The 18,554-nt window shown below is 63.2% G+C and carries 16 protein-coding genes and 2 pseudogenes; 11 read left to right on the forward strand and 7 right to left on the reverse strand.

Annotated elements, in window-relative coordinates:
* Window position 1 precedes the first annotated feature (1 nt).
* From BRPE64_RS16220 to BRPE64_RS16230, 3 genes are read left to right on the forward strand one after another with little or no spacing between them, the layout of a single operon-like run.
* The gene (locus BRPE64_RS16220; RefSeq protein ID WP_016354551.1) at window positions 2–793 is read left to right on the forward strand and encodes a nitrile hydratase accessory protein; all 792 of its coding nucleotides are present in this window, start codon (window positions 2–4) and stop codon (window positions 791–793) included.
* Window positions 794–814: 21 nt separating this feature from the next.
* Entirely contained in the window at window positions 815–1,201 is a 387-nt protein-coding gene (locus tag BRPE64_RS16225) for a tautomerase family protein (protein WP_016354552.1), read from the forward strand.
* 29 nt (window positions 1,202–1,230) lie between these two features.
* Entirely contained in the window at window positions 1,231–1,902 is a 672-nt protein-coding gene (locus BRPE64_RS16230) for a 4'-phosphopantetheinyl transferase family protein (RefSeq protein ID WP_232519254.1), read from the forward strand.
* Window positions 1,903–1,916: 14 nt separating this feature from the next.
* On the opposite strand, the gene BRPE64_RS16235 is transcribed toward BRPE64_RS16230, so the two are convergent.
* On the reverse strand, window positions 1,917–2,423 hold the full coding sequence (locus BRPE64_RS16235) for a M48 metallopeptidase family protein (protein ID WP_016354554.1): 507 nt from the start codon (window positions 2,421–2,423) through the stop codon (window positions 1,917–1,919).
* Window positions 2,424–2,686: 263 nt separating this feature from the next.
* On the opposite strand from BRPE64_RS16235, the gene BRPE64_RS16240 reads away from it, so the two are divergent.
* Window positions 2,687–3,208, forward strand: a complete 522-nt coding sequence (locus BRPE64_RS16240; protein ID WP_044042697.1) for a metal-dependent hydrolase — start codon at window positions 2,687–2,689, stop codon at window positions 3,206–3,208.
* Window positions 3,209–3,236: 28 nt separating this feature from the next.
* Window positions 3,237–3,731 carry an LEA type 2 family protein gene (locus BRPE64_RS16245; RefSeq protein ID WP_016354556.1) on the forward strand — a complete coding sequence of 165 codons (495 nt, stop codon included), beginning with the start codon at window positions 3,237–3,239 and terminating at the stop codon, window positions 3,729–3,731.
* Here BRPE64_RS16245 and BRPE64_RS16250 read toward each other — a convergent pair.
* The gene (locus BRPE64_RS16250) at window positions 3,725–4,162 is read right to left on the reverse strand and encodes a cupin domain-containing protein (RefSeq protein WP_016354557.1); all 438 of its coding nucleotides are present in this window, start codon (window positions 4,160–4,162) and stop codon (window positions 3,725–3,727) included. The genes BRPE64_RS16245 and BRPE64_RS16250 overlap by 7 nt on opposite strands.
* Window positions 4,163–4,387: 225 nt before the next feature.
* Here BRPE64_RS16250 and BRPE64_RS16255 point away from each other — a divergent pair, with 225 nt between their 5' ends.
* The 5 genes from BRPE64_RS16255 (at window position 4,388) to BRPE64_RS16275 (ending at window position 12,989) form a co-directional block, all read left to right on the forward strand.
* The gene (locus BRPE64_RS16255; protein WP_016354558.1) at window positions 4,388–9,265 is read left to right on the forward strand and encodes an NAD-glutamate dehydrogenase; all 4,878 of its coding nucleotides are present in this window, start codon (window positions 4,388–4,390) and stop codon (window positions 9,263–9,265) included.
* A gap of 204 nt (window positions 9,266–9,469) precedes the next feature.
* Window positions 9,470–10,147, forward strand: a complete 678-nt coding sequence (locus BRPE64_RS16260) for a CsgG/HfaB family protein (RefSeq protein ID WP_044042304.1) — start codon at window positions 9,470–9,472, stop codon at window positions 10,145–10,147.
* Between the two features lie 22 nt (window positions 10,148–10,169).
* Window positions 10,170–10,532, forward strand: coding sequence for a DUF4810 domain-containing protein (locus BRPE64_RS16265; RefSeq protein WP_016354560.1), 363 nt, complete (start codon window positions 10,170–10,172; stop codon window positions 10,530–10,532).
* A gap of 9 nt (window positions 10,533–10,541) precedes the next feature.
* Window positions 10,542–11,213, forward strand: a complete 672-nt coding sequence (locus BRPE64_RS16270) for a DUF799 domain-containing protein (protein ID WP_016354561.1) — start codon at window positions 10,542–10,544, stop codon at window positions 11,211–11,213.
* Between the two features lie 387 nt (window positions 11,214–11,600).
* Window positions 11,601–12,989 (forward strand): FAD-binding oxidoreductase, encoded by a 1,389-nt coding sequence (locus BRPE64_RS16275; protein WP_016354562.1) that lies wholly within the window; start codon window positions 11,601–11,603, stop codon window positions 12,987–12,989.
* Between the two features lie 57 nt (window positions 12,990–13,046).
* On the opposite strand, the gene BRPE64_RS16280 is transcribed toward BRPE64_RS16275, so the two are convergent.
* Together BRPE64_RS16280 and BRPE64_RS32370 are read right to left on the reverse strand one after the other, a co-directional pair.
* Window positions 13,047–13,403: a host attachment protein gene (locus BRPE64_RS16280; protein ID WP_016354563.1), complete on the reverse strand. Its 357-nt coding sequence runs from the start codon at window positions 13,401–13,403 to the stop codon at window positions 13,047–13,049.
* 123 nt (window positions 13,404–13,526) lie between these two features.
* Window positions 13,527–13,841: pseudogene (locus BRPE64_RS32370) on the reverse strand (acetyl-CoA hydrolase/transferase C-terminal domain-containing protein); the annotation flags it as partial.
* Between the two features lie 9 nt (window positions 13,842–13,850).
* On the opposite strand from BRPE64_RS32370, the pseudogene BRPE64_RS32890 reads away from it, so the two are divergent.
* Window positions 13,851–14,069, forward strand: a pseudogene (locus BRPE64_RS32890) (LysR family transcriptional regulator); the annotation flags it as partial.
* Between the two features lie 15 nt (window positions 14,070–14,084).
* On the opposite strand, the gene BRPE64_RS16290 reads toward BRPE64_RS32890, so the two are convergent.
* The 3 genes from BRPE64_RS16290 to BRPE64_RS16300 all read right to left on the reverse strand — a co-directional run bounded on the left by BRPE64_RS16290 (window position 14,085) and on the right by BRPE64_RS16300 (window position 18,510).
* Entirely contained in the window at window positions 14,085–14,768 is a 684-nt protein-coding gene (locus BRPE64_RS16290; protein WP_016354566.1) for a Fe2+-dependent dioxygenase, read from the reverse strand.
* 55 nt (window positions 14,769–14,823) lie between these two features.
* The gene (locus BRPE64_RS16295) at window positions 14,824–17,085 is read right to left on the reverse strand and encodes a TonB-dependent receptor (RefSeq protein WP_044042307.1); all 2,262 of its coding nucleotides are present in this window, start codon (window positions 17,083–17,085) and stop codon (window positions 14,824–14,826) included.
* A gap of 471 nt (window positions 17,086–17,556) precedes the next feature.
* Window positions 17,557–18,510, reverse strand: a complete 954-nt coding sequence (locus BRPE64_RS16300) for a LysR family transcriptional regulator (RefSeq protein ID WP_016354570.1) — start codon at window positions 18,508–18,510, stop codon at window positions 17,557–17,559.
* Between the last annotated feature and the right edge of the window lie 44 nt (window positions 18,511–18,554).

Below are 18,554 nucleotides of genomic sequence, written 5' to 3' on the forward strand. Positions count from 1 at the left end.
CATGACCATCGACGAACCGAAGCTGCAGGAACTGCGCGCCGCACTGCCCGAATTGCCTTTCGACGACCAAGGCCCTGTATTCCGCGCTCCGTGGGAAGCGCAAGCTTTCGCGATGACGCTCGCCTTGCATGAACGCGGCGTGTTCACGTGGCCGGAATGGGCGCATGCGTTGAGCGAGGCGATCAACGAAGCGCAGGCGTCGGGCGACCCCGATCTCGGCGACACGTACTACGCGCACTGGCTGCGCGCGCTCGAGCGCCTGAGCACGGCGAAAGGCTGCGTGAGCGGGGAGATGCTGGCGCAACGGCGCATCGAGTGGGACGAAGCCGCGCGCGCGACGCCGCATGGCCAGCCGATCGCGTTGAAGCGCACGCTCACCGCCGCGACGCTCGCCGCGTACCGTGCGGCGATCTACCGGATCCACGCGCAGCCCGACATCGATATGAAGATCGGCATCGCCAATGCCGCGGTCGCGTCGTTGCTGGCGCGGCATGAATCGGAGAGCGCAGTGTTCGTGACGGCGTTCAATCCGTTCGGACACGTTCTTTCACCCGAAGACAACGCGGCCCGGCAACACAGGCTGATCGAGCGCGTGGAGCGCATGGGCCTGCAAGCGTTGCCCGGTGCGGGTATCGATCCGCTGAACATCTGGCTTGCCGAGACGAGTCTGCTCGTGCTCGGCGCGACGCCCCAGATCGCCGATGCGCTGATGACGGAGTTCGGCCAGAATGCCGTCGTTTTCGTCGATAGCGCGGGGCTGCCGCAACTGCGTCTGCATCCGGACTACCACTGATCAGTTTATTGGGAGCATCACATGCCGCTCGTTCGAATCGATTTGCAGAAGGGCAAGGACAGTGCTTATCGCAAGGCTATCGGCGAGGTTGTGTACGACGCAATGCGCACCACGCTCGACGTGCCCGAGAACGATCGCTTCCAGATTGTCGCGGAGCATGACGCGTCGGATCTGATCATCGACCGCACGTATCTCGGCATCCAACGTACCGACGATTGCATCGTGATCCAGGTCACGCTCAACGAAGGCCGCGACCTCGCGAAGAAAAGCGCGTTCTACAAGGCCGTCGCCGATGGCCTGCACGAGCGGCTCAAGTTGCGGCGCGAGGATGTGTTTATTGGTCTCGTCGAAGTGAAGAAGGAGAATTGGTCGTTTGGAAATGGCGAGGCGCAGTACGCAGCCAAATGAATGCAGCGCGTGATCGAGTCATCGAAGCCTTGCAACCGCTTCCGCTTCCCGCCGGCGCGCCCGTCGACGTGCGCGTCTGGCTCGTCGCAATCGACGTTGCGTTGCCACTCAACGATACCGGCCTCGCCGTGCTGCATGCGGATGAACGCGCACGGGCGGCGCGCTTTCTGCGTCATGAAGACGCAGCGCGTTTCTGCATCGTGCGCGCGGCGTTGCGACATGTGCTCGCGGCCCAAACCGGCGACGATCCCGCGCGCCTCACGTTCGACGCCGGTCCGAACGGACGGCCCACATTGGCGCACGCGGACGCGCCGGACTTCAACGTGTCGCATTCCGGCGAATATGGCCTGATCGCGGTGTCGCACGAAAGACGCGTCGGCGTCGATATCGAGGCGGCGCGCGCGGCGTTCGATTGGCGCGAACTGGCGTCGTCGGTGCTGGCGGAGCGGGACCGGCATGAAATCGACGCCATGCCGGAAGGCGCGCAAAGCGACGCGTTCTTCGATTGCTGGACGGCGAAGGAAGCGGTATTGAAGGCGCACGGCGTGGGCATCGGCGGCGGCGTTATCGCGATGGATGGCTTCTCCGTGCTGCCGCGCGAGCTTGGCCGCTATGCAGTCGATCGCCGGGCGGGCGCGTTCGAGGCCTCGGCGCTGGTCGCGCCAACGGGCTACGCGGCGGCGCTGGCATGGTCGGTTTGATGCGCGTCAGCTATCTAAGCCACTTTAGAACGCGCAATATCCCGATGCGTGAGATAAAGCCGCAGATCGAATTCGATCTGATGGTAGCCCGGCTGCATCAGCTCGCACAGGCGATAAAACGCCTTGTTGTGATCGCTTTCCTTCAGATGCGCGAGCTCGTGCACGACGATCATCCGCAAGAACTCGGGCGCCGTATCCCGAAACAGCGATGCGATGCGAATCTCCTTCTTCGCCTTGAGACGCGCGCCCTGCACGCGCGAAATGGCGGTGTGCAGACCGAGCGCGTGACGCAGCACGTCGAGCTTGCTGTCGTAAAAAACCTTGTCGATGGCGGGCGCCACCCGCAGAAACTCCTGTTTCAGGTCTGAGCAATAGTCATAGAGCGCGCGATCGGACTGCACCGCGTGCTTGCTCGGATAGCGTGCATCGAGATAAGCGCCCAATTGTTGTTGGGCGATCAATCGGCGCACCTTGTCCTGCAGCGTGTTTGGGTAGGCGCTCAGGTATTTCAGGTGTTGCATGACGGCCAGTTCGGATAATTGCGTTCAATGCCCCCGCATGCGCGTGACGGCACGAAACGCGTATTTCAGCGTTCCGCCGCGAAAATCGCGCAGCACTCTAGCAACCATTTTAGTCAACGCTGAGCCGCCTCGCCGTCGTTGTGATCACGGCGGTGTTTCGGCGGTCGAAATTGCGTAAGTTTCTGTATCCACCCGGCCCCATTTGACGGCGCTGTGCGAACATGCGCGCTTTCTTGGCAAGCGCGTATCAGGCGGGTTTCTTCATGGCATCGAGCAAGGCGCATCACGCGACCGGATGGGCAGCGGGTCTCATCGCGGCGGCAATCGTGACGGCGATGGAAAAGTCGGCGGGCGCGGGCGCTGGAGTGTTGTCGGGGATGCTCGCGCTGCTTGCGGGCGTTGCCGGCGCCACCGCGCCCGACTGGCTCGAAGTTGCGTGGTGGTCGCGCGCCCGCAGGCTCTGGATCACGCATCGCACGCTGACGCACTGGGGCGTCGGCTGGATCGCACTGCTCGCGTTTTCGTATCACTGGCTCGGGCGGCATCCGGCGGCGCCGGTCGGGTTCGGCTTCGCATGCGGCGGGCTCATGCATCTGCTCGCCGACTGGCCGAATCCGCTCGGCGTGCCGTGGATCGGCGCGCGCCATTCGCTCAATCTATGGACGAGCGGGCATTGCGATCTGATCGTCGTGGGTGCGGCGTGGGCTGCCGCGCTGTTTGTTGTCGACGATGTCTGGTTTCATCATGCCTATGGCCGCATGCTGCTGAATGTGCTGCGGATCTGAGCACGCCATCGCGAGGAGCACCATTCTCATGCAATCGAACCGGGCGCGCAGGCGCGTCATTTTCTCGTCCGTCGCGTTGTGCGCGATGTTCGCACTCGACGGCTGCGCGGGCTTCTTCAATCGCGACACGATGCGCGTGAGCGTCGCGGGCATCGAGCCGCTGGACGGGCAGGGCCTCGAAATGCGCTTTGCCGTGAAGCTGCGCGTGCAGAACCCGAACGAATCGCCGCTCGACTTCGACGGCGTCGCGCTCGATCTCGACCTGAACGGCCGCCCGTTCGCGAGCGGCGTGAGCGACCAGCGCGGCACGGTGCCGCGCTTCGGCGAGAGCATCGTGTCTGTGCCGGTGACGGTGTCGGCATTCTCGGTCGCGCGTCAGGCGTTCGGCTTCGCGACAGGCAACACCGTCAACAAGGTTTCGTACGCGGTGCGCGGCAAGCTCGCGGGCGGCGCGTTCGGCGGCGCGCGCTTCTCGGACACGGGCTACGTCGATCTTCCGGCGAGCGGCGCGTCCGGCTACTGAGGCGAGGCGGCATCCGGCGGAAGGTTGGGGTCGTAAGGCACGACGCGTTCGGCCTCGTTGGCGTCGTTGCGCGCGACCACCGCGCGGGCCGGCTCCGTCGCGCTCAAATTGAACGGCTGATGCGGCACGCCGGGCGGAATGAAGAGAAAGTCGCCCGGCTCGCTCACGACCGATTCGCTCAAGCCCAGCCCGTAACGCGTCTCGACGCGCCCTTCGAGCACGTAGATGCCGGTCTCGTAACCGCAATGCACATGCGGCTCGCCATGTCCGCCCGGCGGCACGACGACGAGATGCATCGACAAGCCCCGCGCGCCCGCCGTCGCCGCCGAAAGCCCGATGAAGTACGGCAGCCGCTGAACCGTTGCGATCTCCTGCTGCGGCCGCACGGCGACGACCGTTTGCGGCACTGCATCTTCCTTCGAATCCTGCATGGCGGCTCCTTGGCTCGGCGTGACGCGCTCTCATCGACAATAGCCGAAAGCCGATGTCGCGCAAAGGTCACGCGCGGCGGCTAACGTAACGACGGTGCGGCGCGCTTTCGTTGTGCACCTGCACATGCCCGATGCGCGGCTAAAGGCGCGCCCCGGCGCATAATCTCTGTGAACTAGAAGAGCGGGACTCAACGGCATCGCAACCGAAAGCCTCGGGAGGACACCATGCTGGTCAGGAACGAAGCGCGGGTCGAACAGCTCATCAACGATCTACTCGACTTCGCGCGAGGACGATTGCCGGAGCCAAGCTTCCAGATCATCGAGCCGCTCCTTCGCTATTACTACGAACAGGTCGATGTCGAGGACATCGCGAGCCGCGATGTCGCCGATCTCTACGGCGCCGCGATGGCGCACTGGCAGACCGCGCAGAAGTTCGTGCGCGGGCGCGAGGTGTTGCGGGTCTATAACCCGAATCTGGAGCAGCACGGCTGGCACTCGGATCACACGGTCGTGGAGATCGTCAACGACGACATGCCGTTTCTCGTCGATTCGGTGACGATGGAACTCAACCGCCTCGGCCTCGCGCTGCATTCGGCGATCCATCCGGTGTTTCGCGTGTGGCGCGCGGGCAAGGGCGCGCATGCGGGCGAGATCGAGCGCATCGGGCAAGGCCACGCCGACGCGGGCGATGGCAACTCAGAACTCGAATCGTTCATCCATTTCGAAGTGGACCGCTGCAGCGATGCCGAGCGGCTCGAAGAAGTGCGCGACAGCATTGCCCGTGTGCTGGGCGATGTGCGCGCATCGGTCGAGGACTGGCCGCAACTCGTCGATGCGGCGCGCGCCGCGATCAACGATCTGAAGACGCGCGACACGACGCCCGATGGCCTCGAAGCCCGCGCGTTCCTCGAATGGATGGTCGCGGACCACTTCACGTTCCTCGGCTGCCGCGATTACGAGCTGGTCGAGCATGAGGGCGGGCTGGCATTGCGCGGCGTGCCGGGTTCGGGTGCGGGTCTTTTGCGCGAAACGCTGCGCCCGCCATCCGGAGCGAGCGGCACGGGCGACCTGACGCCGCTTCCTGCGGGCGCGGCGGCGATCATCGAGGGCGCGACGCCCATCTTTCTGACCAAGGCTAATTCACGCGCGACCGTGCATCGGCCCGGCTATCTCGACTATGTCGGCGTGAAGCGCGTGTCGCCCGAAGGCAAGGTGATCGGCGAGCGGCGCTTTCTCGGCCTGTACACATCGACCGCGTATCTCGTGCCGACTTCCGAGATTCCGATCGTGCGGCGCAAGTGCGCGAACATCGTGCGGCGCGCGGGCTTCCTCGCAAAAGGGCATCTGGCGAAGTCGCTCAGGACGGTGCTGGAGCAGTATCCGCGCGATGAACTCTTTCAGGCCGACGAAGACGTGCTCTTCGATATTGCGCTCGGCGTGCTGCGGCTGCAGGAACATCAGCGCACGCGTTTGTTCGTGCGGCGCGACCGCTTCGACCGCTTCGTGTCGTGCCTCGTGTTCGTGCCGCGCGACAAGTTCAACACCGACCTGCGCCGCCGCATCAGCAAAGTGCTGATGGAAGCGTTCAACGGCAAGAGCATCGAGTTCACGCCGCTGCTCTCCGAGTCTCCGCTGGCGCGCATTCATATCGTCGTGCGTGCGGATCGCGGCGCAATGCCCGATGTCGATACTCGCGAACTCGAAGCGCGCGTCGTGCAAGTGGCGCGACGCTGGCAGGACGATCTCGCCGATGCGCTCATCGACAGTCACGGCGAGGAAGCGGGCAACCGTCTGCTGCAACGCTATGCGGATTCGTTTCCGGCGGGTTATCGCGAAGACTATCCGGCGCGCACGGCGGTGCGCGACATCGAACTGATCGAGGCGACGCATACGCGTCCGGGCGGTTTGTCGATGAGTCTTTACCGCCCGATCGAAGCCGGGCGGCGCGCGTTCCGCTTCAAGGTGTATCGCGCGGGCGATCCGATCGCGCTGTCGCTCAGTTTGCCGATGCTCGAACATCTCGGCGTGCGCGTCGATGAGGAACGTCCGTATCTGATCGAGCCGACCGGCGCGCCGAACGCGTGGATTCACGACTTCGGCCTGGAGTTGCAGGACGATGTCGACTTCGATATCGACAGCGTGAAGCCGCTCTTCGAGAACGCATTCGCGGCGGTATGGTCGGGCGAAATCGAGAATGACGATTTCAACCGGCTCGTGCTGCGCGCGCAGTTCGGCGCCCGCGACGTGACGATCATGCGCGCCTACGCGAAGTATCTGCGGCAGGTCGGCTCGACTTTCAGCGATGCGTATATCGAGCGCGCGCTGACCGGCAATCCGCTGATCGCGAAGAAGCTGCTGCAACTGTTCATGGTGCGCTTCGATCCGGCGCGCGGCGGCGCGACAGAAGAACGCGAGAAGGCCGCCGAACGCGTGCTCGCCGATATCGAAGCGGCGCTCGATCAGGTGCCCAATCTCGACGAAGACCGCATTCTGCGTCAGTTCCTCGGCGTGATCGGCGCGACGGTGCGCACGAACCACTTTCATCGCGATGCGAGCGGCCAGCCGCGCCCGTATGTGTCCTTCAAGCTCGATCCGTCGAAAGTGCCGGGCCTGCCCGAGCCCAAGCCGATGTTCGAAATCTGGGTGTATGCGCCGCGTGTCGAGGGCGTGCATCTGCGCGGCGGGCGCGTGGCGCGCGGCGGGCTGCGCTGGTCCGACAGGCGCGAAGACTTCCGCACCGAAGTGCTCGGCCTGATGAAGGCGCAGATGGTCAAGAACACGGTGATCGTGCCGGTTGGATCGAAGGGCGGCTTCGTCGTGAAGAACCCGCCGCCGGTGACGGATCGCGAGGCGTTTCTCGCCGAAGGCATCGCGTGCTATCAGATGTTCCTGCGCGGCCTGCTCGACGTGACCGACAACCGCAAGCCCGACGGCATCGTGCCGCCGCCGGATGTCGTGCGCCACGATCCGGACGATCCGTATCTCGTCGTCGCCGCCGACAAGGGCACCGCGACCTTCTCCGACTACGCCAACGCGATCGCGCACGAGTACGGCTTCTGGCTCGACGATGCCTTCGCGTCCGGCGGCTCGGTCGGCTACGACCACAAGAAGATGGGCATCACGGCGCGCGGCGCGTGGGAATCCGTGAAGCGTCATTTCCGCGAGATGAACTTCGACACGCAGACGACCGACTTCACCGTGGTCGGCATCGGCGACATGTCCGGCGACGTGTTCGGCAACGGCATGCTGTTGTCGCGTCATATCCGGCTGCTCGCGGCGTTCGATCATCGGCACATCTTTCTCGATCCGACGCCCGATGCCGCGACGAGCTTCCAGGAACGCGCGCGTCTTTTCGCGCTGCCGCGTTCGAGCTGGGCGGACTACGACCTGTCGCTGATCTCGGCGGGCGGCGGCGTGTATCCGCGCACGGCGAAGTCGGTGCCGGTGTCGCCGCAAGTGCAGGCGGCGCTCGGCATCAACGCGTCGACGTTGCCGCCGAACGAACTGATCCGCGCGATCCTGCTCGCCGAAGCCGACTTGCTCTATAACGGCGGCGTCGGCACGTATGTGAAATCGACTGCGGAAACGCATCTGCAAGTCGGCGACCGCACCAACGATGCCGTGCGCGTGAACGGCGCGGAACTGCGCGCGAAAGTCGTGGCGGAAGGCGGCAATCTGGGCTTCACGCAACTCGGGCGCATCGAGTTCGCGCAGCGTGGCGGACGCATGAACACCGATGCAATCGACAACTCCGCAGGCGTCGATTGCTCGGATCACGAGGTCAACATCAAGATTCTGCTCGGGCTTGTCGTCGCGGATGGCGAGGTGACCGAGAAGCAACGCAACGCGCTGCTCGCCGAAATGACCGATGAAGTCGGCCTGCTCGTGCTGAAGGACAACTACGCGCAGACGCAGGCACTGTCGATTGCAAAGCGCCACGAAGCCGAGACGCTCGATGCCGAGGCGCGCATGATGCGCTTCCTGGAGCGCGCCGGTCGTCTGAAGCGCAGGATCGAGTTCCTCCCGTCCGACGATGAAATCGGCGAGCGCGCGGCGGCGAAGTCGGGGCTGACGTCGCCGGAGCGCGCGGTGCTGCTGGCGTACGGCAAGATGTGGCTCTACGACGAACTGCTCGAATCCGACGTGCCCGAAGACGCGCTCGTCGCCGACATGCTGCCCGCGTATTTCCCGAAGCCCTTGCAGCAGCGTTATAGCGAGCCGATGCAGCGTCATCCGCTCAAGCGCGAGATTCTCGCGACGCATCTGACCAATGCGCTGGTCAATCGCGTGGGCTGCACGTTCGTGCATCGGCTGATGGAGGAAACCGATGCGCGTCCGAGCGATATCGTGCGCGCCGCGATGATGGTGCGCGACGTGTTCGATCTCGACGGTCTGTGGCGCAGCATCGACGGCCTCGACAATATCGTCGCGGATGAAGTGCAGGCGCGCATGTTCGTCGATGTCGTGCGCCTGCTCGACGATACGTCGCTCTGGTTCCTGCGTCATCTGAAGCACAGCGGGGCGGACGCGCACGAAGCGCGTGGCGTGCTCGCGCGTTGCCGCGAGGCGGCGCAACGGCTCGCGCCGCAGCTTCCGGCGCTGCTGCCCGCGGCCCAGCTCGACGCATGGTATGCGCGCCGGCGCGAGTTCGAGGATGCGGGCGTCGAGAGCAGTCTCGCGGCGCGCGTCGCGAGCGGCGAGATCGCCACGGCCGTGCTCGACAGCGCGGAAGTGGCGGCGTGTTCGGAGCGCAGTCTCGAACTCGTCGCGAGCGTGTACTTCGGTATCGGCACGATGCTCGATTATCGCGGCATCGCCGAACGCGCGATGGCCCTGCCGATCGGGACGCACTGGGACCTGCTCGCGCGCGCGGCGGCGCTCGAAGAGCTGGCGCGTCTGAAACGCGCGTTGACGGTGAGTGCGCTGGAGCAGTCGCGCGGTATCGATGACGCCGATGTGATCGTCGAAAGCTGGCGTGCGAAGCGGCAGGACGCGCTCGACCGCTATTCGCGGCTGCTGACCGAGTTGCGCGCGAGCGGCGCGGCGAGTTTGTCGATGCTGCTCGTCGTCGTGCGGGAGATGGCGGTGTTGGAGCGGGCGTAGAGGAAAGGCTGCTGTAAGTTTCGTGTTCCTTCTGCCGGACGGCGTGATGTCGATCGATTCGATTGACACGCGCCACCGGTCATCCATCTTTTTCAGAATTCTCCTTCTCCTTTAAAAAGCGAATTGCCAAATAATCGTCGCTTTTGTCGGGCATCCGTAGTCGTTCGCGGATTTTCGGCAGTTAGACGTTTGTGGAGGCAATTAATGAAATTAAGTACGGGATGCGTGGCGCTCGTAGCCATTTCTATGGGAGCGCTATTGAGTGGGTGCGCAACCGAAGCATCGCGCGTGGTAGAGGTGCCCGGGGTCGCTAGCGCGCGAACGCCGTTTGCCGGCACGCCGGTGCCGGTATCGATCGGCAAGTTCGACAACCGTTCGAGCTATATGCGCGGTGTCTTCTCGGATGGCGTCGATCACGTCGGCAGCCAGGCCAAAACCATTCTTGTCACGTCTCTGCAACAGAGCCGCCGCTTTGCGGTGCTGGATCGCGACAATCTCGGCGAAACCCGACAGGAAGCGAGCTTTTCCAAGACAGTGCAGTCGATTCGCGGCGCGCGTTATGTCGTGACGGGTGACGTGACCGAATTTGGCCGCAAGGAAGTTGGCGATCACGAACTGTTTGGCATTCTTGGCCGCGGGAAGACGCAGGTCGCCTATGCAAAGGTGAGCCTGAATATCGTCGATACGACGACTTCCGAAGTTGTGACATCGAGTCAAGGCGCCGGCGAATACAGCTTGTCGAACCGTGAGGTAATCGGCTTCGGCGGCACTTCGAGCTATGACTCCACGCTCAATGGCAAGGTGCTCGATCTCGCGATCGGCGAAGCGGTCAATCACCTCGTCGAACAAGTCGACGCAGGCGCATTGCAGGCCGCGAAGTAATCACTCGCTTCAACATAGAATCATGTTCAAGAAGAAAGAAACATTGACCGGCCTCGCGCTGCCGGTCGTTATTGCTTGCGCGATGCTCACGGGATGTGCGACCAAGCCTGTGTCGCTTTATCAGTGGGACGGCTATCAACCGCAAGTCTACGAATATCTGAAAGGGCAGAAGAGCGTTCCGGAGCAGATCGATGCGCTCGAGAAGGCTCGCGATACTGTCTCGACAAAGGACCAGGCATTGCCTCCCGGATTCCGCGCGCATTTGGGCATGCTGTACGCAACCGTCGGCAAGAGCGCGGAGGCTCGTCAGCAATTGACGGAGGAGAAGGAGCGGTTCCCCGAGTCCTCCGCGTATATGGACTTCCTTTTGAGCAAACTTCAGTAAGCGCCCGCCATGACTCTTACCTTTTCCCGCAAGCTTTTTGCGGTGCTGTCGATTCTCCTGACATTGTCCGCGTGCGTCTCGTCGCCGAGCAAGATGGACTACACCGCGTTTCGCAATAGCAAGCCGCGTTCGATTCTCGTATTGCCGCCGATTAACAACACGACGGACGTGAACGCGACCAACGGCATGTTGTCCCAGATGACGATGCCGCTCGCCGAGGGCGGCTATTACGTCGTGCCGGTGGCCGAGATGGAGGAAACGTTCAAGCATAACGGCCTGACCATGCCTGCCGACGTACAGGCCGTGGCGCCCGACAAGCTGCGCAGTATCTTTGGCGCAGATGCCGCGTTGTACACGAAGGTCACCGAATACGGATCGTCGTATCGAATCATCGGCAGCAAGACCGTGGTCACGGCAGACGCAAAGCTCGTGGATCTGCGTTCCGGCGATACGCTCTGGAGCGGGTCCGCGACGGCGAATGGAAGCGAGACCGGCGCCAACATCAGCGTCGGTGTCGGCCTGATTGGTGCGCTGGCACAAGTGGCCGTTCAGCACGTCGTCAACGTGGTGAGCGATAAATCGTGGACCGTCGCGGGACTGACGAGTCAGCGTTTGCTGGCCACGGGCGGACCGAAAGGACTGCTGTACGGTCCGCATTCGCCGAAATACGGCACGGATTGAGCGACCTCGATTCGTTCTGACTGAAAAAGCGCGCCGAGTAATCGGCGCGTTTTTTTTATATCAGTTTCTTAAGTGAGGAATACAAATCAAAACTCATGAAGCATTGAATTCGCAAAACCCCTCGCAATCCCCACTTTGTCCGATGCATGCTATATCGCATGCACGAATGCACTGACGCGGCGCTTTACATCGAGTAAGCCGCGGCATCTAATCAACGGGCGGGCCGAAGTGTCCGTCATCGCAATTCCTCCCCGTTCTCGCGATCTCCTCAGCGTGCATTCGATCGATGCGCCGCAGTCGGTCCGATGGCGGGTTTCTTGCGCTTTCGCCGTACCAGATGGCAGGGTCGGGCGCGTCGCGGCGCGTTATTTTGCAGCGAGGTCTCATATGATCAACATCTCAGGCGAAGTGATCGACACACTCAAGGCATCGATAAGAGGCCGGGTCATCGCACCGGCCGATTCCGACTACGACGAAGCCCGGACAGTCTGGAACGCCACCATCGACAGGCGGCCCGCGCTCATCGTGCGCTGCGCCGGCGCGGCCGACGTGATCGCCGCGCTCGCCTTCGCGCGCAGCAACGGCATACTGGTCTCGATTCGCGGCGGCTCGCACAATATCGCGGGCAGCGCAGTCAGCGACGACGCCCTGATGATCGATCTCTCCGCACTGAAGTCCGTACGCATCGATCCGCAAGCGAAGCGTGCCTATGTCGAACCCGGCGCGCTGCTCTCCGACTTCGATCACGAAGCGCAGGCGTTCGGCCTCGCGACGCCGCTCGGCATCAACTCGACGACGGGCGTCGCGGGCCTCACGCTCGGCGGCGGCTTCGGCTGGATCAGCCGCAAGTTCGGCGTGACGGTCGACAATCTCGTGGCGGCGGAAATCGTCACGGCGGACGGCAAGTGGCGTCGTGTCAGCAAGGATGCCGATCCCGAGCTTTTCTGGGCGCTGCGCGGCGGCGGAGGCAACTTCGGCGTGGTCACGCTGTTCGAGTATCAGTTGCACGAAGTCGGGCCGGAAGTGTATGGCGGTCTGGTCGTGTTTCCGCTCGAACAGGCGGATGCCGTGCTGCCGAAGTATCGCGAACTGGTCGCGCAAAGTCCGGACGAACTCACCGTGTGGGCCGTGCTGCGGCTCGCGCCGCCGTTGCCGTTCCTGCCCGAAGATGTGCACGGCAAGCCCGTGATCGTGCTGGCGAGCTGTTATATCGGCCCGGTGGAAAACGGCGAGAAGATGCTCGCGCCGTTGCGCACGTTCGGCACGCCCTGCGGCGAACATCTCGGACCGATGCCGTTCACGGCATGGCAGAAGGCCTTCGATCCGCTCCTCACGCCCGGCGCGCGCAATTACTGGAAGTCGCACAATTTCGCGGAACTGAGTGACGCAACGTTCGACATCCTGACCAACGCGGTGCGTTCGGTTCCGTCGCCGCATTGCGAGGTCTTCATCGGCGCGATGGCGGGTCAGACGAACCGCGTGCCTGTCGATGCAACCGCGTACGCCAATCGCGATTCGGTCTATACGATCAACATCCACGGCCGCTGGACCGAAGCCGCCGACGACGAGAAATGCACGAAGTGGGCGCGCGACATGTTCGCCGCGATGACACCGCACGCGCTGGGCAGCGTCTACGTGAACTTCATGACGGGCGAAGAGGGCGATCGCGTGAAATCGGCATACGGGCCGAACTACGATCGGCTGGCGGAAGTGAAGCGGCGCTACGATCCGGAGAATGTTTTCCGCAGCAATCAGAACATCATGCCGGCGGCGTAAGGCGCGTGGCGTGCCGTTGCTCGCGAGGGCGACGGCACGCCGCAATGAGTGGCAGATTCAGGGCCGGTCGAGATGACGGCGGATATCGCGCGTGTCCATGTTGGACACGTCGTTGTTGATTTCCTCATAGACGAGCTTGCGGGTTTCGCTCGACAGATGCTCGCGCAGCAACCCGAGAAACCTGGGCTCGACGGCCAGACGCAGGCGATCGAAACGCTGCTGCACACGGCTCTGTTCGAGATAGTCCGCCACGGTTCTGGCGAACTTCTCGCGGTCCTTGTCCACCGATTCCGCCGTGCGCGGCGCCGGGTTCCTGAGGTCCCCGACCTGCCGCAAATCCAGCTTCAATCCTTGCGTCTCGAAGATCCGGGCGCGGCTGCCGTCGGCGGCAAGGACCCAGGTGATGGCGGTCATGATGCTCCTCCTGTTCGCCCACCCCTGCGCGGGCTCCCGCCATTGTGCGCCAAATCTTCATCGTGTGGCTTCGTTCACGCGGCGCTTTGCTTTCGCGGCGCAACAAAATGAACGACGCCGTTCTCAGGGCAACATCGAACCGGTGAGCGCGTAGCGCGCGTGCAAGGAAAACGCCTGATCGAGCCGATGCGGCGTGTGTGCGCCGAGCGCTGCTGCATCGCGGAAATAGTCGCGCAACAGATCGTGATAAAGCGGATGCGCGCAGTTCTGAATCACATTCAGCGCGCGCTCGCGCGGTGCGAGTCCGGTGAGATCGGCGAGGCCGCGCTCCGTCACGATGATATCGACATCGTGTTCGTTGTGATCGCAATGCGGGACCATTGGCACGATACTCGAAACGCTGCCGTTCTTTGCAACGGATTTCGTTGCGAATACCGCGTAGGCCGTCACACGTTGCAGCGTACGAATCTCTAGGCGCTTTATCCATCGCGCAAGTTCGTCGATGCGAAAACGCGCACGTGGGTGGAGTTCCTGCGCGCGCATCTGCCGGAACTCATCGCGCGCGATGAAGCGTTGCTCGCCGAAGTCGGGCAGGAATACGCGCCGGGCGAGATCGCCCTGCCAGCGACACGGCGCAGGCGCTCCGCCTCACGTTTGAGTCATTGAGCGATCAATGAGCGATCAGGTCTCGCTCCACATGCGCAGCAGGTTGTGATAGCAACCGACGAGCGTGCGCTTCGCGGCTTCGTCGCCGTTGGTGGTGTTCAGGCGCTGGATCGAGTTGTCGAGATCGAAGAGCAGGGCGCGTTGTGAATCTTCGCGCACGAGGCTTTGCGCCCAGAAGAAGCTCGACACGCGCGCGCCGCGCGTGACGGGCCGCACCTGATGCAAGCTGGTTGCGGGATAGACGATTGCATGTCCTGCGGGCAGCTTCACTTCCTGCACGCCGTATGTGTCTTCGATGATCAGTTCGCCGCCGTCGTATTCCTCGGGCGGCGTGAGAAAGAGCGTGACCGAGACATCGGTGCGCACGCGTCCGCCATGCCCCGGCACGATGCGGATCGCGCCATCGACATGACTGCCGAAATGCATGCCGCCTTCGTAACGGTTGAAGAGCGGCGGATACACGCGATTGGGCAGCACCGCGCTGATGAACAGCGGATGACGTTCGAGCGCGCCGACGATCGCATCGCCCATTTCGAGCGCGATCGGCGATCCTTCCGCGATCTGCATGTTGCGCTTGACCGGAGCGCCCTGATAGCCCGCGGTCGCGCGGCCATCGACCCATGACTCGCTGGCGTCAAGCCGCGCGCGCATGGCGGCGGCGTCTTCAGGGCTCAGCACGTTAGGTATCGAGAGGATCATTGTTCTTGGCTTGGGCATTCGCGCGCCGCGTATGACACGGCGCGCGCGTATTACATCAACGGAAGCGGTAGTTCAACGTCGCGAGGAACGTGCGCCCGAGACCCGGCACCGCGCGTCCGCCATCGGACGGAATCAGGGCGTCGTAGTACTTCTTGTCCGTCAGATTCTGTATGTTGAACTGGATATCGTAGCGCTTCTGATGATACGCGGCCATCACGTCCCAGCGCACATAGCCGCCCACTTCGACCAGATTGTTGTTGGCCGCATAGCGCGACGACACATACGAAGGCCCGCCGCCGATCTGCCACACCGGCGTGAAGTCGTAGGTCGTCCACAGCGTGAGCATGTGATGCGGCGTGTTGGCGAGCTGATTGCCGGTGGTGCCGTCGAGCGCACTCAACACCGTGCCGTCCATGTAGGTGTAGCCGCCGAACATCTGCCATTGCTTCGTGATGTGACCCGCCACGCCAAGCTGATAGCCGCGCACGCGCACGTCGCCGTCGAGCGTGTATTCGCCGGTCGAGGTCTGCGTGCGCGCATTCGTCTTCTCGATGTTGAAGAGCGATTGCGTGACCGACAGCCCGCCGTTAAGCAGGTCCCACTTCGAGCCGATTTCATACGACTTGTTGTGCTCGGGCGGAATGTTCTGCTGCGTGTTGGTGAGCGTGAGCGCTTCGAGCGACGGATTGAACGACGTGCCATACGAAACGTAGTACGACTGCGTCTCGGTCGGCTGCCACACGAGGCCCGTGCGCACGCTCGTGAAGTAGTTCGTCTGCGTCGCGTAGCCCGGCACGTTGATCGAATTGTGAATCGACGCCTCGTAGCGGTCCCAGCGCACGCCGCCGATCCACTTCCAGTGCTCGCCGATCGAGATCGTATCGTTCAGGTACAGCCCGACGCCGTTCGCGCTCGATTCCGCGAGATTGGTCGCGACTTCGCGATAGTTCGCCGGACGCGGCGTGTAGGGCGGATCGACCAGCGGCACGATCGCGAGCGTGTTCGACGGCAGGCCCGGCGTGGTCGCGGTGAAACTCTGGTTGCTATAGGTTTCGTGACTCAGATCCACGCCGACCAGCATGTCGTGCTTGAGGAAGCCGGTCGCGAACTTGCCTTCGAAGTCGGTCGTGTTGTAGACCGAGTGATCGTTGATGTTGCGGTCCTTGCCTTGCAGACGCACGAACAGCGACGTGAGCGGCAGCGTCGTGTAGTTGCCGTTCGTGAGCGCCGTCGATGTGCCGAGCGGGCCTGTCAGCACGGCCGCCGCGTTGGTCGCGCGCGCCTCGGTGCTGTAGTGGCTGAACTGCGTCTGATTGCGCAGCGTGAACATGTCATTGAAACGATGCTCGATGCGCGCGTTCACCGTTTGCACGTCCTGGATCGTGCGGTCGTCGGTGAAGCCGTAGAAGGTCTTCGTATCGACCGGCGCCGGATGGCCGTTCAGCGGCGGAATGCCGTAGTCGGGCTGATCGCGGTTGTGCTGGATCAGCGCGGACAAGGTCACTTGCGTCGGCGTGCCGATGCCGAACTTCACTTCCGGCGCAATGCCGTAGTCCTTGTTGACCATCTCGTCGCGGGTCGAACCGAGCGACTGGCCGAACGCGTTGATACGGAACGCCGAGGTGTCCGTCAACGGCTGGTTGATGTCGACCGTCGAGCGGAAGCGGTCGTGCGTGCCCGCCTGCAGCGAGACGTCGGCGCGCGGCTTCAGGTTCGGCTGCTTGCTGACCTGATTGATGACGCCGCCTGTCGATCCGCGGCCGAAGTACAACGACGACGGGCCGTACAACACGTCGATCGAATCGAGGTTGAACGTATCGCGATAGTACTGGCCGCGATCGCGGAAGCCGTCGAGATAGATGTCCGTGCGCGCCGTGAAGCCGCGCAGATTGATGTTGTTGCCGATCTGACCGCCTTCCGCCGCGCCGAGCGTGACGCCCGGCACGTTACGCAGCGCATCCGCGAACGAGCTGACGCCTTGCGACTGGATCACCGCCTTCGGCACCACGACGACTGCCTGCGGAATGTCGCGCAGTGCGGTCGGCACCTTCGCGCCGACGCTCGACGTATCCGCCTGAAAATCCGGCGCGTCGGCCTGGCTCGTCACCTTGACGGCGGGCAGGGCGGCGGTTTCGGGTGCGGTGGCGGCGGAATCGCCCTGGGCAGGGGCCGCGGCTTGTTGCGCGACCTGTACGGCGGGTGTGTTTTGCGATGCAGCTTGCGCGGCTTGCGGAGCGGTTTGGGCGTATAGCGGCGCGGCCATGGGAACCGCGGCAATAGTCACCAATGCCGCTGCGAGCGGCGTTTTCCTCAACATGTCGTAACCCCGATGCTTGTTAGTGAAATCTGAATGGCAGCGAAGCGGGTTTCATCTGCCAGAAGCTGATCGAACCGAGATCGAAGCGGAGCGGGCGACGTCGTCGAAATGAACCGGCGGCGGCGCCCTGTAAGCGCCCGGCGCATGCGGCCATAGGCATCATTGACACCGCCTATCGCCGCAATTAAGTTAAATGCGAATCAGTATCATTACATGTCTCAGAAACATTTGGAAATAGTTGTTGTCGAAGGCGGGTCTTTTTGCCGCGTTCCGTGACGTCTGCGCAACGAAAGAAAATTGTAAAAATGCTTCGCTTGCGAATGGCGCGAAAGTGCGGAACGGCTTACTGGATGGGGGATTGCGGCTGGCGCGGCTGCGCGACGAAGCGCCGCGAAAGATTAGATCTCGACGGATTGCGGCCAAAAAGTAGCGGATGACTTCGTTACCGGCCGCTTGATCCGCAATGAAGGGTCAGAGCCCTGCGACGCCGGAAGTGACGAGCGCGTAAGGTCCGCTCGTCAGTTGCTGTTCGAGAAATTCGATGCACACGCGGATCTTCGCCGAATGGGAAGTGCGCGCCGAGGTGACGGCCCACACGTCGGCGCGTTGACGGTACGCGGGCAGCACGGGCACGAGCGTGCCGTTTTGCAGGCTGGACGCGATGTCCCACACCGAGCTCATCACAATGCCGAAACCCTGCTCGGCCCATTGCCGCACGATATCGCTGTGATTCGACGCGATCGGTCCTGTCACCTTTACGCTTTCCTCGCCGTTCGGGCCGGCGAGCCGCCAGACGCCGAAGCGCTGGTCGCGTCCGCGAAACAGCAGGCAATCGTGCTGGGCGAGTTCGGCGAGGGTTTTGGGTGCGCCGCGCCGTTCGAGATAAGCGGGCGCGGCGGCCAGCACGCGATAACTTTCGACGATCCTGTGCGCGATCAGATGCGGTTCCAGCACCTCGCCGACGCGAATATCGATATCGAAGTTCTCCCCGACGAGATCCACGCGCCGGTCGAGCAGTTCGAGCCAGACTTCCAGCCCCGGATGCCGGTGCCTCAACAACATGAGCGCGGGCGACACATGCTCGCGCCCGAGACGCAGACTCGTGCCGATGCGCAGCAGGCCGCGCGGATCGTCGCGGCCGGTGAAGGCATCGGCCATGCCTTGCACGTCGTCGAGAATTTTTTGCGCCCACTGGAAGGCCGCTTCGCCGTCGCTCGTGATGGATACGCGGCGCGTCGTGCGCATGAACAGCTTCACGCCGAGGCTCGTTTCCAGCATGGCGATGCGCTTGCTGACGTGCGCGGGCGAGATGCCCGTTTCCGTGGCCGCGGCGATGAAACTCGAACGCCGCGCGACGATGCAGAACAACTGCAGGTCGCGCAGGAATTGGTCGTTGTTCGCGACGAGCGCGCTTTGCGTTTTCATTCGCGGTTTTTGTTTGAGGTGTGCGCTAGCCTAGCTTCAGGCCA

Origin of the sequence: Caballeronia insecticola (genome assembly GCF_000402035.1) — a bacterium.
Taxonomy (GTDB): domain Bacteria; phylum Pseudomonadota; class Gammaproteobacteria; order Burkholderiales; family Burkholderiaceae; genus Caballeronia; species Caballeronia insecticola.